This window comes from Saccharothrix sp. BKS2 (assembly GCF_047689505.1).
Taxonomy (GTDB): Bacteria; Actinomycetota; Actinomycetes; order Mycobacteriales; family Pseudonocardiaceae; genus Actinosynnema; species Actinosynnema lopnurensis.
The window spans coordinates 272,573-287,482 of the sequence record NZ_JAUQOL010000006.1; the positions used below are offsets into that span (position 1 = coordinate 272,573).

18 protein-coding genes and 3 pseudogenes are annotated in these 14,910 nt (G+C 73.3%); 6 read left to right on the top strand and 15 right to left on the bottom strand.

Going from position 1 to position 14,910, the window contains the following annotated elements; genetic code table 11:
• Positions 1 to 171: 171 nt before the first annotated feature.
• A complete protein-coding gene (locus Q5530_RS14850; protein WP_380636609.1) occupies positions 172 to 552 on the bottom strand; it encodes an antibiotic biosynthesis monooxygenase family protein in 381 nt (126 codons plus the stop codon).
• Between the two features lie 17 nt (positions 553 to 569).
• Between Q5530_RS14850 and Q5530_RS14855 the strand changes: the two genes are divergently transcribed.
• The 3 genes from Q5530_RS14855 to Q5530_RS14865 are packed head-to-tail and all read left to right on the top strand — an operon-like array spanning position 570 to position 1,710.
• On the top strand, positions 570 to 836 hold the full coding sequence (locus Q5530_RS14855) for a hypothetical protein (protein ID WP_415362775.1): 267 nt from the start codon (positions 570 to 572) through the stop codon (positions 834 to 836).
• Positions 837 to 880: 44 nt separating this feature from the next.
• A complete protein-coding gene (locus Q5530_RS14860; protein WP_415362777.1) occupies positions 881 to 1,282 on the top strand; it encodes an ArsR/SmtB family transcription factor in 402 nt (133 codons plus the stop codon).
• Positions 1,279 to 1,710 carry a Fur family transcriptional regulator gene (locus Q5530_RS14865; RefSeq protein ID WP_380636616.1) on the top strand — a complete coding sequence of 144 codons (432 nt, stop codon included), beginning with the start codon at positions 1,279 to 1,281 and terminating at the stop codon, positions 1,708 to 1,710. Before Q5530_RS14860 ends, Q5530_RS14865 begins: the two co-directional genes overlap by 4 nt.
• A 12-nt stretch (positions 1,711 to 1,722) precedes the next feature.
• Here Q5530_RS14865 and Q5530_RS14870 read toward each other — a convergent pair whose 3' ends face one another.
• The 3 genes from Q5530_RS14870 to Q5530_RS14880 form a co-directional block, all read right to left on the bottom strand.
• Positions 1,723 to 2,481 carry a TIGR03943 family putative permease subunit gene (locus Q5530_RS14870; RefSeq protein ID WP_415362778.1) on the bottom strand — a complete coding sequence of 253 codons (759 nt, stop codon included), beginning with the start codon at positions 2,479 to 2,481 and terminating at the stop codon, positions 1,723 to 1,725.
• Positions 2,478 to 3,488, bottom strand: coding sequence for a permease (locus Q5530_RS14875; protein WP_415362779.1), 1,011 nt, complete (start codon positions 3,486 to 3,488; stop codon positions 2,478 to 2,480). Before Q5530_RS14875 ends, Q5530_RS14870 begins: the two co-directional genes overlap by 4 nt.
• Before the next feature lie 144 nt (positions 3,489 to 3,632).
• Positions 3,633 to 4,070: a hypothetical protein gene (locus Q5530_RS14880; protein ID WP_415362780.1), complete on the bottom strand. Its 438-nt coding sequence runs from the start codon at positions 4,068 to 4,070 to the stop codon at positions 3,633 to 3,635.
• Positions 4,071 to 4,254: 184 nt separating this feature from the next.
• Here Q5530_RS14880 and Q5530_RS14885 point away from each other — a divergent pair, with 184 nt between their 5' ends.
• Positions 4,255 to 4,764, top strand: coding sequence for a hypothetical protein (locus Q5530_RS14885; RefSeq protein ID WP_415362782.1), 510 nt, complete (start codon positions 4,255 to 4,257; stop codon positions 4,762 to 4,764).
• Between the two features lie 44 nt (positions 4,765 to 4,808).
• Positions 4,809 to 6,056: a hypothetical protein gene (locus Q5530_RS14890; RefSeq protein ID WP_415362784.1), complete on the top strand. Its 1,248-nt coding sequence runs from the start codon at positions 4,809 to 4,811 to the stop codon at positions 6,054 to 6,056.
• An 81-nt stretch (positions 6,057 to 6,137) separates the two neighbouring features.
• Here Q5530_RS14890 and Q5530_RS14895 read toward each other — a convergent pair whose 3' ends face one another.
• The 5 genes from Q5530_RS14895 to era form a co-directional block, all read right to left on the bottom strand.
• Positions 6,138 to 6,398, bottom strand: a complete 261-nt coding sequence (locus Q5530_RS14895) for a hypothetical protein (protein ID WP_380636625.1) — start codon at positions 6,396 to 6,398, stop codon at positions 6,138 to 6,140.
• Positions 6,398 to 6,763: a hypothetical protein gene (locus Q5530_RS14900; protein ID WP_380636941.1), complete on the bottom strand. Its 366-nt coding sequence runs from the start codon at positions 6,761 to 6,763 to the stop codon at positions 6,398 to 6,400. Before Q5530_RS14900 ends, Q5530_RS14895 begins: the two co-directional genes overlap by 1 nt.
• Before the next feature lie 113 nt (positions 6,764 to 6,876).
• Complete coding sequence (locus tag Q5530_RS14905) at positions 6,877 to 7,728, bottom strand: isoprenyl transferase (protein WP_415362785.1); 852 nt, start codon at positions 7,726 to 7,728, stop codon at positions 6,877 to 6,879.
• Between the two features lie 39 nt (positions 7,729 to 7,767).
• Positions 7,768 to 8,520: a DNA repair protein RecO gene (gene recO, locus Q5530_RS14910; protein WP_380636628.1), complete on the bottom strand. Its 753-nt coding sequence runs from the start codon at positions 8,518 to 8,520 to the stop codon at positions 7,768 to 7,770.
• Positions 8,521 to 9,417 carry a GTPase Era gene (gene era / locus Q5530_RS14915; RefSeq protein WP_415362786.1) on the bottom strand — a complete coding sequence of 299 codons (897 nt, stop codon included), beginning with the start codon at positions 9,415 to 9,417 and terminating at the stop codon, positions 8,521 to 8,523.
• Between the two features lie 153 nt (positions 9,418 to 9,570).
• On the opposite strand from era, the gene Q5530_RS14920 reads away from it, so the two are divergent.
• Complete coding sequence (locus Q5530_RS14920; protein ID WP_415362788.1) at positions 9,571 to 10,425, top strand: C39 family peptidase; 855 nt, start codon at positions 9,571 to 9,573, stop codon at positions 10,423 to 10,425.
• On the opposite strand, the gene Q5530_RS14925 is transcribed toward Q5530_RS14920, so the two are convergent.
• From Q5530_RS14925 to Q5530_RS14950, 6 genes and pseudogenes are all read right to left on the bottom strand, one after another.
• Positions 10,422 to 10,754: a cytidine deaminase gene (locus Q5530_RS14925; protein WP_380636632.1), complete on the bottom strand. Its 333-nt coding sequence runs from the start codon at positions 10,752 to 10,754 to the stop codon at positions 10,422 to 10,424. The genes Q5530_RS14920 and Q5530_RS14925 overlap by 4 nt on opposite strands.
• Positions 10,747 to 12,045 carry a hemolysin family protein gene (locus tag Q5530_RS14930; protein ID WP_415363063.1) on the bottom strand — a complete coding sequence of 433 codons (1,299 nt, stop codon included), beginning with the start codon at positions 12,043 to 12,045 and terminating at the stop codon, positions 10,747 to 10,749. Before Q5530_RS14930 ends, Q5530_RS14925 begins: the two co-directional genes overlap by 8 nt.
• A gap of 18 nt (positions 12,046 to 12,063) precedes the next feature.
• Entirely contained in the window at positions 12,064 to 12,618 is a 555-nt protein-coding gene (gene ybeY, locus Q5530_RS14935) for an rRNA maturation RNase YbeY (RefSeq protein WP_415362790.1), read from the bottom strand.
• 5 nt (positions 12,619 to 12,623) lie between these two features.
• Positions 12,624 to 12,989, bottom strand: a pseudogene (locus tag Q5530_RS14940) (PhoH family protein); the annotation flags it as partial.
• Positions 12,990 to 13,244: 255 nt separating this feature from the next.
• A pseudogene (locus Q5530_RS14945) lies at positions 13,245 to 14,081 on the bottom strand (LAGLIDADG family homing endonuclease); the annotation flags it as partial.
• Positions 14,070 to 14,780, bottom strand: a pseudogene (locus Q5530_RS14950) (PhoH family protein); the annotation flags it as partial. The pseudogenes Q5530_RS14950 and Q5530_RS14945, both read right to left, overlap by 12 nt.
• Positions 14,781 to 14,910: the final 130 nt, after the last annotated feature.

Consider the following 14,910-nt stretch of genomic DNA (forward strand, 5'->3'; position numbering starts at 1 on the left):
CCCCCATCGGGGGACCGGGGCGGGGATCACCTCGGCGCGGGGTCGGTTCGACGCGGCTCGGCGCGGGCTGTTCGGTGCGGGCTGTTCGGCGCGGGGTCGGTTCGGCGCGCTGGTTCGCCGGCATGGGTCCGGCACCGCACGGGTTCAGCGCGGGTCCAGCGCCGAGCAGGTTCAGCGCGGGGTGGCGGGACCGGCGGCCTCGCCCAGGCGCACGGTGCCCGCGTCCCGGGCCAGCAGGCTGGTCTCCCGGCGCACCGCGCCGCCGTCCGCGACCAGCAGCGGCTCGTAGGCGGCCGGTTCGTCGGCGATCGCCTCCGACAGCAGCGGCACCACGTGCTCGCGCACCTCGAACGGCGACAGGGCGCGGCGGTAGGCCACCACGGAGTCGAACTCGGCGGTCAGCACGTACCGGTCGGCCTCGTCGGTCGAGCGGGACAGCTGGGCCCGCCGGCAGCCGGGCTGGGCGGTCAGCAGCGCCAGGGCCCGGTCGACGCGCCCGGTGAACGCCTCGGCGGAGGCTTCGGGGACGGTGAAGCGGCACACGAGCAGCACGGTGCAAGGATGCCACGGTGGCTGGTGACTCCAAGCGGACCCTGATCCCCGGCTCCGGGCCGCTCGCCCGGGTGCCCGCCCCGGCGGTGTTCCTGCTGGTCCTCGTGCTTTTCGGGCTCGGGGTGTGGCTCCGGGGCACGGTCGGCGCCGCGCTGCTGGGCGTGCTGGCGCTGGGCGGAGGGGTCCTGCTGGCGACGGCCTGGCGGTTCCTGGACCCGCGCGGCCGCGTGCTGAGGGTCCTGGTCCTCGGGGTCGTGGTGCTCATCGCGGTGTCCGTGCTCTAGCGCCGTACTATTGGTGCTGAAAATCCATACCACCGGGAGGCACCGTGGCCGTCGGAGTGCGGGGCGAGCACGTGCACTCCCCGGAGCGCGTCGTCCCGGCCCCCGCCCCAGCCCTGCCCGCGCGCACCCTGGCCGCCGCGGGCGAGCTGCTGCGCGCGCTGGCCGCGCCGGTGCGCATCGCGATCGTGCTCCAGCTGCGGGAGGCCGACCGGTGCGTCCACGAGCTGGTGGAGGCGCTGGGCGTGGCCCAACCGTTGATCAGCCAGCACCTGCGGGTGCTCAAGGCGGCGGGCGTGGTGCACGGCGAGCGGCACGGGCGCGAGGTCGTCTACCGGCTCGTCGACGAGCACCTCGCGCACATAGTGGTGGACGCGGTGACCCATGTCGACGAGGGTCCGCGTGGTATCAACGAGACCGACCGGACCACCCGGACGGAGGAGATGTGACCACTAGCGAGCGCCCGACCTCGGTGCCGGGGCTGCGTTCCACCAAGCAGCGGACCGCCGTGTCCAAGCTGCTGGACTCGCTCGGCGAGTTCCGCTCGGCCCAGGAGCTGCACGAAGAGCTGCGCAAGCGCGGCGAGGGCATCGGTCTGACCACGGTCTACCGCACGCTCCAGTCGCTGGCCGACGCCGGCGAGGTGGACGTGCTGCGCACCGACTCGGGCGAGGCGATCTACCGCCGCTGCTCGGCCCACCACCACCATCACCTGGTGTGCCGCAACTGCGGCCGCACCGTCGAGGTGGAGGGCCCGGCCGTGGAGAAGTGGGCCGACCGGGTCGCCGCCGAGAACGGGTTCGTCGAGGTCAGCCACACCGTGGAGATCTTCGGCACCTGCCGGGGGTGCAAGGAGAAGGCCGACCGGTCCTCCTAGGCGTCCCCCGGCTCAGCCCTCGTAGGGGTCCTCCGGCGCGGCGATCGGCACGACCCGCGTCACGGTGAACGTGGGCACGAACCGGCTCTCCTGGTTCGCCGAGCCGGGCACCACGCGCCCGACGGCCTCGATCCACTGGTCGTCGGGCAGCGTGCGGAGGTCAAGGCCCGCCATCCGCGCCTTGACCGGGCGGGCGTCCGCGGCGCAGCAGCCGATCATCAGGCGGGCGATGAACACGTCCGGGTCCTGGCGGACCACGAACCCGGTCAGCCGGACCGTGCGGTCGTCCAGCGAGCCGGAGTCGTCCCACGCGGTGCGGGTGACGAACTCGCCGATGGTCAGCGGGACGACCTCGTCGGGCGGCAGCGGGGCGAACCCGTCGGACGCCGCGGCCTCCTGCGCCGCGTTGACGCTGGAGCGGTTCACCGTGTCCGCGCCCAGCGCGGGCGGGCTGATCAGGAACACCGCGAGCACGGGCAGCAGCAGCATCCAGGGGCTGCGCGACGAGCCGTGGTCGTGCCCCTCGTGCGTCTCGTGCCCCTCGTGCGTCTCGTGCCCCTCGTGCGTCTCGTGCTCCTCGTCGGGTTGCCGCGCGCCGCGGATGTCCCGGACGATCGAGACCGCCGCCAACCCGACCATGACCGCGCCGGTGGCGACCAGCCACGGCTGGAGCGACTCCTTGACGTAGCGCAGGTAGGTGCCGGTCAGCGCGAGCTTGAGCAGCGCGCCGCCGAGCAGCACCAGCAGGATGTTCTGGGTCTCGCGCCTCACAGGAACACCGCTCCCGCCGCCAGGGCGCACACGATCGCCACCACGAACGTGGCCGGGGCGAAGCGCGCCGCGAAGGACTTGCCGAACGCGCCCGCCTGGAGCGCGATGAGCTTGACGTCGACCGCCGGGCCGACCACCAGGAACACCAGCCGCGGCAGCAGCGGCAGCGCGGTCATCGAGACCGCCACGAACGCGTCGGCCTCGCTGCACAGCGCCAGCACGACCGCCAGCAGCGCCATCACCAGCACGGCCAGCACCAGCTGCCCGCCCAGCGCCTCCAGCCAGGACTGCGGCACCAGCACGTTGAACGCCGCCGCGAACACGCCGCCGAGCACCAGGAACCCGCCCGCGTCGACCAGGTCGTGCCGCGCGGTCTCGGCGAACACCGCCCACCGGGACCTGCCGTCGCGGTCGGGCAGGCGGCGCAGCGCGCGTTCGGCGATCCACCCGGCCTTGCCGAACCGCGTCCAGAGCCAGCCCATGACCACCGCGGTCAGCAGGGACCCGGCGAACCGGGCGGGCACCATCGCCGGCGCGTCCCGGAACGCCACCGCCGTGGACACCAGCACGATGGGGTTCACCGCGGGCGCGGCCAGCAGGAACGTCAGCGCCACGGCCGGCGGCACGCCCTGCTGCATCAGCCGCCGCGAGACCGGCACCGAGGCGCACTCGCAGCCCGGCAGCGCCACGCCCGCGATGCCCGCGACGGGCACGGCCAGCGCCGTGCGACGGGGCAGCAGCCGCCGCAGCGCGCTCGCCGGCACGAACGCCGCGATCACGCCGCTGATCAGCACCCCGAGCACCAGGAACGGCATGGCCTGCACGCAGACCGCGACGAACACGGTGGAGGCGGTCCGCAGCACCGGCACGTCGAGCACGCCGACCAGCCAGTCCTGGAGCAGCAGCGCCAGGACCAGCAGCCCGCACAGCACCTCCAGGGAGGTGACCCGCCACCGGGGCGGGGTGCGGCGCGGGCGCGGCCCCCGGATTTCGCCAGTGATTGTCACTTTCGAAATGATGCCAGAAGGCCCCCTCGGCGCATCACCGCCTCCGCCCGGCCAGAGGGGAACCGCGCCGCCTCGGTCACGCCGCTCACCACGAGTGGAGGCGTGCGGGCCCGGTTCCCGTCGTGGTTCCCCCGGCCGGGCGGATCAGGTCGGGAACGGCCCGAGCACGGACGCCTGGGACACGCCGCCCACCAGCACGTTCGCCATGACGGTGGCGACCGACCCGGCCATGAAGCAGCGCTGCCCGAGCATCATGGGCGGGGGCGGGGAGCAGGTCCCGATGGCCGGCTGGCCCAGCTGCGCGGACCAGTGGGCGGGCTGGGCGGCGCACGAGATGGTGGTGCTGCCCCAGGCGTTGGCGTGGTGGAGCACGAGCTGGAAGGCGGAGACGTCGATGGTGGCCGTGCCGGTGGTGGTGGCGCAGGTCGCGGTGCCGAAGACCTGGAGCTCGCCGTAGGGGTAGCCGGCGGTCTGGACGCCGGAGACGGTGATGCTCGCCGCCGCCAGGGCAGTGGGGGTGACGACGAAGGTGGCGGCGGCGATCATGGTCGCGCACAGGGCGGCGCGGGCTCCGGCTCTCACGACGGGCTCCTCTCGACGGCGGTCCGGGCACCGTAGCCCCGCGCCGCGCCCGACCGTCAGTTCCGATCGGGGGACAAGCCCGCCGCGGACGTGCCGCACCCGGCGACCGCAGATCTGCGTATGGCCGGCCGCACCGCCGGGGCAGGATGCCTGCATCGAAAACGACGAGCGAACCGGCAACAGGATGCACGGCCACATCAACGGCCAGGCGAACGTGCTGGCCGGGAAAGTGGAACAGGTCAACACGGGCGGCCACGACCGCGGGGGTGTCGTCGCGCTGACCGTCGTGGGTCTGGCGCTGGTGGCCGCGGTCGTCCTGGTCGTGGCGCTGATGGTCGGGCACGGAGACCCCGCGTCCGGGGGGACGACGGGCACGTCGGTCACCACGAGCGGGGAGCGGCCCCCGGACCGGGAACGGATCGTCGAGACGGCGGCCAACCGCAACGGCAGCCCCACGTTCGCCGACAACCTGGGGAAGGCGTCCACAGTCGGCGACATCCCCTACGGCACCGAGGTGGAGGTCTCCTGCGTGACGCCCAACCTCTCCGCGATGACCAGCGTCAACGCGTTCTACCGCATCGAGACGGCTCCTTGGCAGGGGCAGTTCTCCCCCGCGAACACGTTCCTCAACGGCGACGAACCGGGGCAGCCCGGCACGCACGACATCAACGAGGCCGTGCCGCCCTGCGCCTGAACGCGGACCGCCCACCCGTTCCGCCCGACGAACAAGGGACAGGAATGACAGGACGCACCGCCGCGCGAGGACCACTCGTCACGGTCCGCGCGCTCTTGATCGCGATCGCCGCGCTGTCGACGGCGTGCGCCTCGCCGCCGGCAACCGATCCCGGGGAACTCGCGCTCCACGCGGGCGCGCCCGCCCCGACGGACCGGACCGGGGTGACCCGCACGTCGGGGGACAGCCGCGTGGTGATCCCGAAGTCACCCGAGGTCACCGCCCCCGCGGCCGCGCTCCGGTCGTGCGCGCGTCAGCTCCCCTCCGGCGCCGGCGACGGTTCGGTCATCACCTGCGGGGTCCTGGACGAACTGCCGGACGGCACGATGGTGACCATGCGGTGCTACGAGGACGGCACCGTGCCCCGACGTGAGGACGGGTCCCCCTTCACGCTGCCGGGCTGGGACTCGCCCCGCTGGTTCCTCGTCACCTCCCGCGGAGGCCGTCATCCCGGCCGGCACGGGTACGTCTACTCCGGCAACATCCCGGTCGACCAGCAGGTGCGCACCCCCGTGTGCGACGACGCGCACCTCGGGTACGAGATCGGGGACCCGAACGCGCACCTCGACCTGGAGTTCGCCGTGGTGGGTTCCTGCACCAGCGACGGTGGGGTGTTGCGGGCCAGGTCCGCGCACTTCTCCGCCGGGAAGCCCTACTCCCTGCGCGTCGCCGGTCCCGACGGCGCACCGGTGCCGGTGAGCGACCGGCCGCCCGTCGGCGACGACGGCTCGGTCGACTTCGCCTGGGACTGCCGCGGCGACCGACCGGGCGTCTACACGGCGGTGATCCGCGACGAGGCCACCGCCCGCGAGGTGCGCGACGTGCACTTCGTGGTCGGCAACCCGGTGCGGGCCGAGCCGCCCGCCCCGACGACGCCCGACCCGACGCCGCCGCCGGTGGAGCCGGATGTGGTGGTCACCGTGTTGAACCAGGTCACCGACGGTCCGACGCGGATGGAGGACGACACACCCGCCTACCTGTCGACGGAGAAGCGCGGGTCGTGCCGCAGGCACGGTTGCGTGGTCGAGAACACCGAGGTCGGCCGCGGTGCCCGACTCGTGGCCCTGTGCCGCACCACCGGCGAGGAGCTGACCAACGGCAACGACCAGGACCCGGCGGACGACACCAACCCCGGGCGCGTGGTCAGCGAGGTCTGGTACGAGGTGCGGTCCCCCGCCGGCGCGCGGGGCTACATCTCGGTCGTCTGGCTGGTCCCGGCGGACCGCGACCGGCACGACCTGCGGGAGTGCTGACGCCGCCCGCCCCGACACCCCCGCACCGATACCGCGGCCGGGCCGCTCGGCAAGGCTCCCCGATCGGGGGAACCGCCCCGGTCAGTCCTCCGAGCGCAGCTCCTCGATGGTGGCCAGCACGTCCGCCGCCTCCTCCACCGGCAGCAGCGGCTCCACCACGGCCGTCACGCCGCGACTGCCCGCCAGCACCTCCTCGGCCAGCTTCACCGCTTCCTCGCGCTCGTACGGCCCGCACACGAACGAGGCCCAGTCCTCACCCGCGGACGCCTCGAACGTCACCGCCCACGGCAGGCCGTCGACCTCGTCCTCGTCGTCCGGCTCGTACACCACCACACCGGCCATCAGGCACCCTCCCCAGCGCTCGCCAGCAGCTCGTTGCGCAGCTGCGAGGCGGTGGACACGACCAACATCAACAACGTGCTCAGGGGCTCGGGCTTCAACCCCTCGGCGGGGAACGCGTACCGCAGCGTCACGTCCATCCCCCGCTCGGTGTGGACCACGCCCAGCGTGCCGAACAGGCCCTGGCCGGCGCGCTCGGCCGCCGACACCGCCAGGCTCGGGTCGCTGGGCAGGTCCCACGCCACCACGCAGGTCAGGCTCAGCACGGTCAGGCCCTCGGCCAGCCGCATCGCCTGCACCGCGCACGGCACCTCGCCGTGCCGGAAGCTCAGCGCGCCGTCGTCGTCCACGTGCACCTCGTGGAACATCTCCAGCGCCTCGCGGGCCGCGGTCAGCAGCCCGCCGGTCACCTCGGCGTCGTCGCTCACCGCGTCGTCGCCCACCACGTCACCCACCGCGTCGTCGCTCACCGCGTCGTCACTCACCGCGCACCCTCCACGTCGACACCCTCCACCTCGGGACCCTCCACATCCGGCCTGTCCACGGCGCCGCCGAAGCGGCGGTCCCGCCTGGCGTACGCCTCGCAGGCGCGCCACAGGTCCAGCCGGTCGAAGTCGGGCCACAGGATGTCCTGGAACACCAGCTCCGCGTACGCCGACTGCCACAGCAGGAAGTTCGACGTGCGCTGCTCCCCCGACGGCCGGATGAACAGGTCCACGTCCGGCATGTCCGGCTGGTACATGTGCCGGGACAGCGTGCGCTCGTCGACCTTCTCCGGGTTGATCTTGCCGGCCGCGGCCAACCGGGCGATCTCCCGGGCCGCGTCGCCGACCTCGGCGCGCCCGCCGTAGTTGATGCACATCGCCAGGTTCAGCACGTCGTTGCCCTTCGTGCGCTCCTCGGCGACCTCCAGCTCCTTGATCACGCTGCGCCACAACCTCGGCCGGCGGCCCGCCCAGCGCACCCGCACGCCCAGCTCGTCCAGCTCGTCGGTGCGGTGGCGGATCACGTCGCGGCTGAAACCCATGAGGAAGCGCACCTCCTCGGGGCTGCGCCGCCAGTTCTCGGTGGAGAACGCGTACAGCGATATCCACTTCACGCCCAGCGCGATGGCGCCCTTGGCCACCTCGACCACCACGGCCTCGCCGCGCTTGTGCCCCTCGATCCGGGACAGCCCGCGCTGGTTGGCCCAGCGGCCGTTGCCGTCCATCACGATCGCGATGTGCCGGGGCACCAGGTCGGCCGGGATGTCGGGCGGCGTCGCGCCGGTGGGGTGCGGTTCCGGGGGTCGGGCGACGCGCTCGACGCGATCCGCCCGCCGTCGGCGAAGCATGGCTGTCCTCTCGGGGTGCTCAGGTGGGGACGGGCGAGCCTAACCCTCCACCGGCCGGGCCTTGCGCTCGACCAAGGGCAATGAGCGCAGCTGCCGCTCCAGGTGCCACTGGAGGTGCGCGGCGACCAGACCGCCCGCGTCGCGGCGGGCGACGGCCGGGATCTCGTCCACCGCGTCCCAGCGGCCGTGCAGGAGCGCCGAGAGCAGGCGCAGCGTGTCACCCGACGGGGTGGCGCTGCCCGGTGGGCGGCACCGCGCGCACACCATGCCGCCGGCGTGCACGTTGAACGCCTTGTGCGGACCGGGGTCGCCGCAGCGGGCGCACTCGTCCACGGCGGGCGCCCAGCCCGCGAACGCCATCGCCCGCAGCAGGAACGCGTCGAGCACCAGCGCGGCGTCCCGCTCCCTGGCCGCCAGCGCCCGCAGCGCGCCCGTGACCAGCAGGTACAGCCGCAGGGCCGGTTCGCCCTCCTCGGCGGTGAGCCGGTCCGCGGTCTCCAGCACCGCGCACCCCGCCGTGTAGCGCGGGTAGTCGTCCACCAGGACGACGCCGAAAGCGTCCACCGTCTGCACCTGGGTCACCACGTCCAGCGACCGGCCGGGGTAGAACTGCGCGTCCACGTGCGCGAACGGCTCCAGCCGCGCGCCGAACCGGGACGAGGTGCGCCGCACGCCCTTGGCGACCGCGCGCACCTTGCCGTGCCGCTGGGTGAGCAGGGTGATGATGCGGTCGGCCTCGCCGAGCTTCTGCACCCGCAGCACCACGCCGGTGTCCCGGTAGAGGTTGGCCACCTAGAACCCCAGTCGGCGCAACTGCTTCGGGTCGCGCTGCCAGTCCTTGGCGATCTTGATGTGCAGGTCCAGGTAGACGCGCGTGCCGAGCAGCTTCTCGATCTGGCGGCGGGAGTTGATGCCGACCTGCTTGAGCCGCTCGCCCCGGTGCCCCAGGATGATCGCCTTCTGGCTGGGGCGCTCCACGAACACGTTGGCGTGGATGTCCACCAGGTCGTCGCGGCCCTCGCGCGGCAGCATCTCCTCCACCACGACCGCGATCGAGTGCGGCAGCTCGTCGCGCACGCCCTCCAGCGCGGCCTCCCGGATCAGCTCCGCGACCAGGGTCTGCTCCGGCTCGTCGGTCAGCTCGCCGTCCGGGTACAGCGGGGGCCCCTCGGGCAGCTTGCCCAGCAGCAGCCCGGCCAGGGTGTCCACCTGGTAGCCGTCCACCGCCGACACCGGGATCAGCTCGGCGAAACCCATCACGGCCTGGAGCGCGAGCAGCTGCTCGGCCACCTGCTGCTGACCCACCAGGTCCGTCTTGGTGACGATGCCGAACACCGGGGTGCGCTTGGCGATCTTCTCCAGCTCGGCGGCGATGAACCGGTCGCCGGGACCGACCTTCTGGTCCGCCGGCACGCAGAACCCGACTACGTCCACCTCCGACCAGGTCTCCCGGACCAGGTCGTTGAGGCGCTGGCCGAGCAGGGTGCGCGGGCGGTGCAGGCCGGGCGTGTCCACGAGGATCAGCTGGCCGTCCTCGCGGTGCACGATGCCCCGGATGGTGTGCCGGGTGGTCTGCGGCTTGCTGGACGTGATCGCGACCTTGGTGCCGACCAGCGCGTTGGTCAACGTCGACTTGCCTGCGTTGGGGCGGCCGACGAAGCACGCGAACCCGGAGCGGTAACCATCCATCCCCCCATTGTCCCCGGTCCCGCCGACAGCGCCGTGCCCGCCCTCCCGCTCCCGCGCGCTTCGCCACCACGAAGCGTCCCGGCGGGCCGGGAACCGCTCCCCGCCCCGCCGACTCCGAGGTGGTGAACCAACCACCACCCCGGAGGCATCCCCGTGAAACGCCTGCTCCGCTCGCTGCTGTTACCCGTGCTCGTCACCTCCGCCCTGCTCGGCGGCGCGACCACGGCCACCGCCGCGCCCGCCACCGTCGGCAACACCGACGGCGACGGCCTCACCGTCCGCTCCCGCCCCACCAGCGCGAGCACCTCGCTCGGCCTGGTGTTCGACGGGCGGCGCGTCGACATCTCCTGCCAGGTCCGCGGCCAGTCGGTGACCAACACCCGCGGCTTCACCAGCGACCTGTGGGACCACGTGCCCGCCCTCGGCGGCTACCTCGCCGACGCCTACATGTCCACCGGCCACGACTACCGCATCCCCGGCGTACCCGACTGCGGCGGCCAGGGCGGCTCGCCGGTGCCCGTCTCCCAGTTCCACGGCCAGCCCAACCAGGGCGAGGACTGCGGTCCCGCCAGCGTGGTGTCCGCCCTGCTCGCCGCGGGTGTGACCCCGCGCGGCTGGAACGCCTCCCGCCCCGTGACCGCGATCAACCAGGCCCGCGCCGACATGGGCTACGACCCGTCGTGGAACGACCCGAACAAGTTCGGCACCAACGAGGGCGACGTCAAGCGCGCCCTCGCCCGCAACGGCGTCACCGCCACCGTGGTCTTCAACGACCTCAACCGGACCCTCGCCCACGTGCGCGGCGGCCGGCCCGTCGTCCTCGCCGGCAACATGGTCAGCCTGCCCTGGTCCGGGCGCAACGTGCCGCACTTCCTGACCGTGGCCGGCTACGACGGCGCCTACCTCGTGCTCGACCCGGCGTCCCAGGCGATCGTCTACCGCGCCTCCGCCGCCACCCTCTCGGCCTACTACGACCACGACCTCGGCCGGGCCGGGGTGCTGCTCTAGACGGTCTCCACCAGCGCGCCGGAGGCGTCCGCCCGCAGGACGGGCGCACCGGCCGCCAGGTCCCGCACCGCCGCCACCGAGTCCGCGTCCACCGCGCCCGCCTCCGTCACCACGGCCGCCGCCTCCAGGCCCTCGGCGCCGCTGGACACCGCCGCCGCCACCGCCGCCTGCAACGCGGTCAGCGCCAGCGACGGCAGCGCCACCGTGGTCGCCGCGTACGTCCGCCCGTCGGTGTCGCGCACCGCCGCGCCCTCGGCCGCGCCCGTCCGCGCCCGCGCCGACCGCGCCAGCGTGATGATCTTCAGGTCCTCGGGGTCGAGCTCACTCACCGGGGGTCTCCTCGTCGCCTTCGTCCTCGCGCCCCTGCCGCACCAGCACCGTCGTGATGCGCATCCGCCCGCGCTCGTCCTTGCCGCCCTCGGCCCGCATCCGCAGGCCCGCGATCTCCGCCTCCGTGCCCGGCAGCGGCACCCGCCCCAGCCGCTGCGCCAGCAGCCCGCCGACCGTCTCCACCTCGTGGTCGTCCAGCTCCGTGCCGAACAGCGCGTCCAGGTCGTCCACCGGCAGCCGCGCGCTCACCCGCACCGACCCGTCCGCCAGGTGCTCCACCGGCGGCCGGTCCTCCGTGTCGGACTCGTCGGTGATCTCCCCGACGATCTCCTCCAGGATGTCCTCGATCGTCAGCAGGCCCGCCGTGCCGCCGTACTCGTCCACCACCACCGCCAGGTGGTTGCGCGACAGCTGCATCTCCCGCAGCAGGTCCGCGATCGGCTTCGAGTCCGGGATGAACGAGGCGGGCTTCATCACGTCCGACACCAGCGTGCCGTTCGGGTCCTCCGCCAGCGTCAGCCGCACCAGGTCCTTGAGGTTCACCACGCCCACGATGTCGTCGACGCTCTCCCCGATCACCGGCACCCGCGTGTACCCCGTGCGCAGCGACAGCGCCAGCGCCTGCCGGATCGACTTGACCGACTCGATCCACACGATCTCCGTGCGCGGCACCATCACCTCGCGCGCGATGGTGTCGCCCAGCTCGAAGACCGAGTGGATCATCTCCCGCTCGCCCTCGTCCACGACCCCGCGCTCCTGGGCCATGTCGACCAGCTCGCGCAGCTCCACCTCCGAGGAGAACGGACCCTCCCGGAAGCCCTTGCCCGGCGTGATCGCGTTGCCGACCAGGATCAGCAGCCTGCTCAGCGGCCCCAGCACCCGGCCCAGCACCCGGATCGGCCCCGCCGCGACCAGGCTCACCGCGTACGGGTGCTGCCGGCCGATCGTGCGCGGACCCACGCCCACCAGCACGTACGACACCACCAGCATGCTCAGCCCGGCCACCAGCACCGCCACCCAGCCGGTGTCCACCAGCCGGAAGCACACCACGGTCACCAGCACCGTCGCCGCCAACTCGCAGCCCAGCCGCAGCAACAGCAGCAGGTTGACGTGCCGCGGCCGGTCGGCCAGCAGCGCGATCAGGGGCCCGGTGCCCGACCGGCCCTGCCGCTGCAACGCCTCCACCCGCGCCCTCGACACCGTGCCCAGCGCCGCGTCCGCCGCGGCGAACACACCCGCGCCCAGCACCAGCACCACGGCCAGCACCAGCAGGCTGGTCGACCCCGCCATCCCCATCCCGGATCCGCCTCAGGCCGTCGGGCCGGGCCGGTCCGAGTCCTCCAGCCCCACCGCCCCGAGCAGCTTCGAGTCCGCTTCCCGCTGGGCCGACTGGCGCGCCGCCTCGGCCGTCGCGGTGCGGAAGTCACCCAGGATGCGGTTCTGCAACGTGAACATCTCCCGCTCCTCGGCGGGCTCGGCGTGGTCGTAGCCGAGCAGGTGCAGCACGCCGTGCACGGTCAGCAGGTGCAGCTCGTCCAGCAGGCTGTGCCCGGCCTTCTTGGCCTGGTCGTTGGCGAAGTCCGGGCACAGCACGATGTCGCCCAGCAGCGCCGGCCCCAACCCCGCCGCGTCCGGCCGCCGGGCCGAGTCCAGCTCGTCCATCGGGAACGCCATCACGTCCGTCGGACCCGGCAGGTCCATCCAGCGCTGGTGCAGGTCCGCCATCACGTCCAGCTCCACCAGCAGGACGGACAGCTCGGCCAACGGGCTCACGCCCATCCGGTCCAGGGCGAACCGGGCGGCGGCCACGATGGACGGCTCGTCCACGCCGACGCCCGACTCGTTCGCGATCTCGATGCTCACGACGCCTATCGTCCCCGGCGCTGCCCGCGCGACCTCGCACCGGGTCCGGCGTGGTGCCCGCCACGGTCGCGGGTATCGTCCTCGTCCTGCTCGACCTGCCACTTCTCGTAGGCGTCCACGATGTCCGCGACCAGGCGGTGGCGGACCACGTCGCTGCTGGTCAGGATCGAGAAGTGGACGTCCTCCACGCCGTCGAGGATGTCCCTGACCACCCTCAGGCCGCTGCGCTGCCCACCGGGCAGGTCGACCTGGGTGATGTCGCCGGTCACCACGACCTTCGAGCCGAAGCCGAGGCGGGTGAGGAACATCTTCATCTGCTCGGGCGTGGTGTTCTGCGCCTCGTCGAGGATGATGAAGGCGTCGTTGAGCGTGTTGTGCGTCAGCAGGTGGTCCTCGGTGACGTACAGCGAGTCGGCCGCCGCCACCTGGATGCACACGGCCTCCGCCCGACCCGCGGGCTCGATGCTGTCGATGAACCGCATCGGCCGACCGCCACCGCCGGCCGCCCGGTACCTGTCCCGCTTGCGGGCGAGCCGGAAGGGCTCGACGCCCTCGGGGAGGCGGATGTCGACGACGTGTGCGTCGTTGCGGTGGCCGACCTCGCGGCCGCCGGCCCACCCCGGGGTCCGTCCCTCGGCGGGACGGGTGCGGGTGTAGGCGATCCCGCCCAGCGACCGGACCAGTCCGATCACCTCGTCCCGGAGCCGGGCCGAGGTGGTCGCGTACTGGATGCGGCAGGTCCGCCCGGCCTGGACGACCGGTCCCCCGTCGGAGTCCAACAACCCCTGGAGCAGCGCCAGCCGGACCTCGGACGTGTTGAGCAGGTAGGCGTCCGGGATGAACTTCGTGCCCGAACGGGTGCCCAGCAGGTCCAGCGCCCGCAGCGCCCCGGTCACCGGGTTCTCCAACGTGACGACGTCGCCCCGGGACCTCACCCGGTTCAGGACGTAGTCCACCCGGCTCTTCCGCCGCGCCACCACGCCGGGAAGGGCCGCCTCCAGGGCCACCGCCAACTCGGGGTCGGCGGTGGCGAAGGACGGCGTGGTGGAGCCCGTCAGGCAGCCGTCGCCCAGCAGCAGGCCCAGGGCGTAGGGGTCCATCGGGACCTCCTGCGCCGGGTGGCAGGCAGGCGCGCTGAGCAGGGGGAGCTCGTACCGCCGGGCGTGGGCCGCCCGGAGGTTGCCGATCATCTCCTTGGTCTCCAGCACCCGCCACGGCTTGTCCCGGCGTCGGTCGGACGCGGTCCTGACCGTCCAGAGGTGGTCGCCGCAGCACAGCGTCGAGGCCCCGTCCTGGGCGGTGACGCGGTAGATGTCCTTCTCACCCTGCGGGTACACGCCGAGCACCGGCGTGGGCTCGCCGTTCGAGCCGATGACCAGGTCCCCGACCCGGAGGCTGCCGATCGGGCGGAAGCCCCCCGGCGTGAGCACCTCGGTGAACACCGGCTGCGCCCGACCCCGCATGTAGGCCAGCGGGGCGACCTCGATCGTGCCCGCCTGGGTCAGCCGCGGGATGGACTCGGGGTCCACCATGTCGTGCAGGGCGTCGTACAGGGGGCGCAGGTACGGGTCGATCTTCTCGTACAGCGTGCCGGGCAGGTAGCCGAGCCGCTCGCCAGCCTCGACCGCCGGGCGGGTCAGGACGATGCGGTTGACCTGCTTGGCCTGGAGCGCCTGCACGGCCTTGGCCATGGCCAGGTAGGTCTTGCCGGTGCCGGCGGGGCCGATGCCGAACACGACGGTGTTCTTGTCGATCGCGTCGACGTAGTGCTTCTGGTTGAGCGTCTTGGGCCGGATGGTGCGGCCGCGCCGGGAGATGATGTCGAGGCTGAGCACCTCGGCGGGCGACTCGCTGGTGCCCGCGGACAGCATCGCGACGGTGCGGCGGACCGTGTCCGGGCCGACCTGCTGGCCGCGGCTGGCCAGGGTGACCAGCTCGGTGAAGACGCGTTCGGCGAAGGCCACGTCGGCGGGTTGGCCGGAGAGGGTGATCTCGTTGCCGCGCACGTGCACGTCGGCGTCGAGCAGCTCCTCGACCAGGCGCAGGTTCTCGTCGCGCGAGCCGAGCAGGGCGAGCACCGCCCCGTCGGGCACGGCGAACTTGGACTGGGCATCGGCCGCGTCCCGGCCTGCCTGCGGCGTGTTGTCAGCGGTACCGGCCACGTGGCCTCGGGCCCTCTTCCTGCGCGTTCGTCCTCGCCCGGGGGTGGGCTCGGCTGCTGCGTCGATGCTAGCCGCCCGTACCGACAGTGCGCACCGCAGTTGGGAAGCCGCTGGGCAGGAGGGGTGCGGG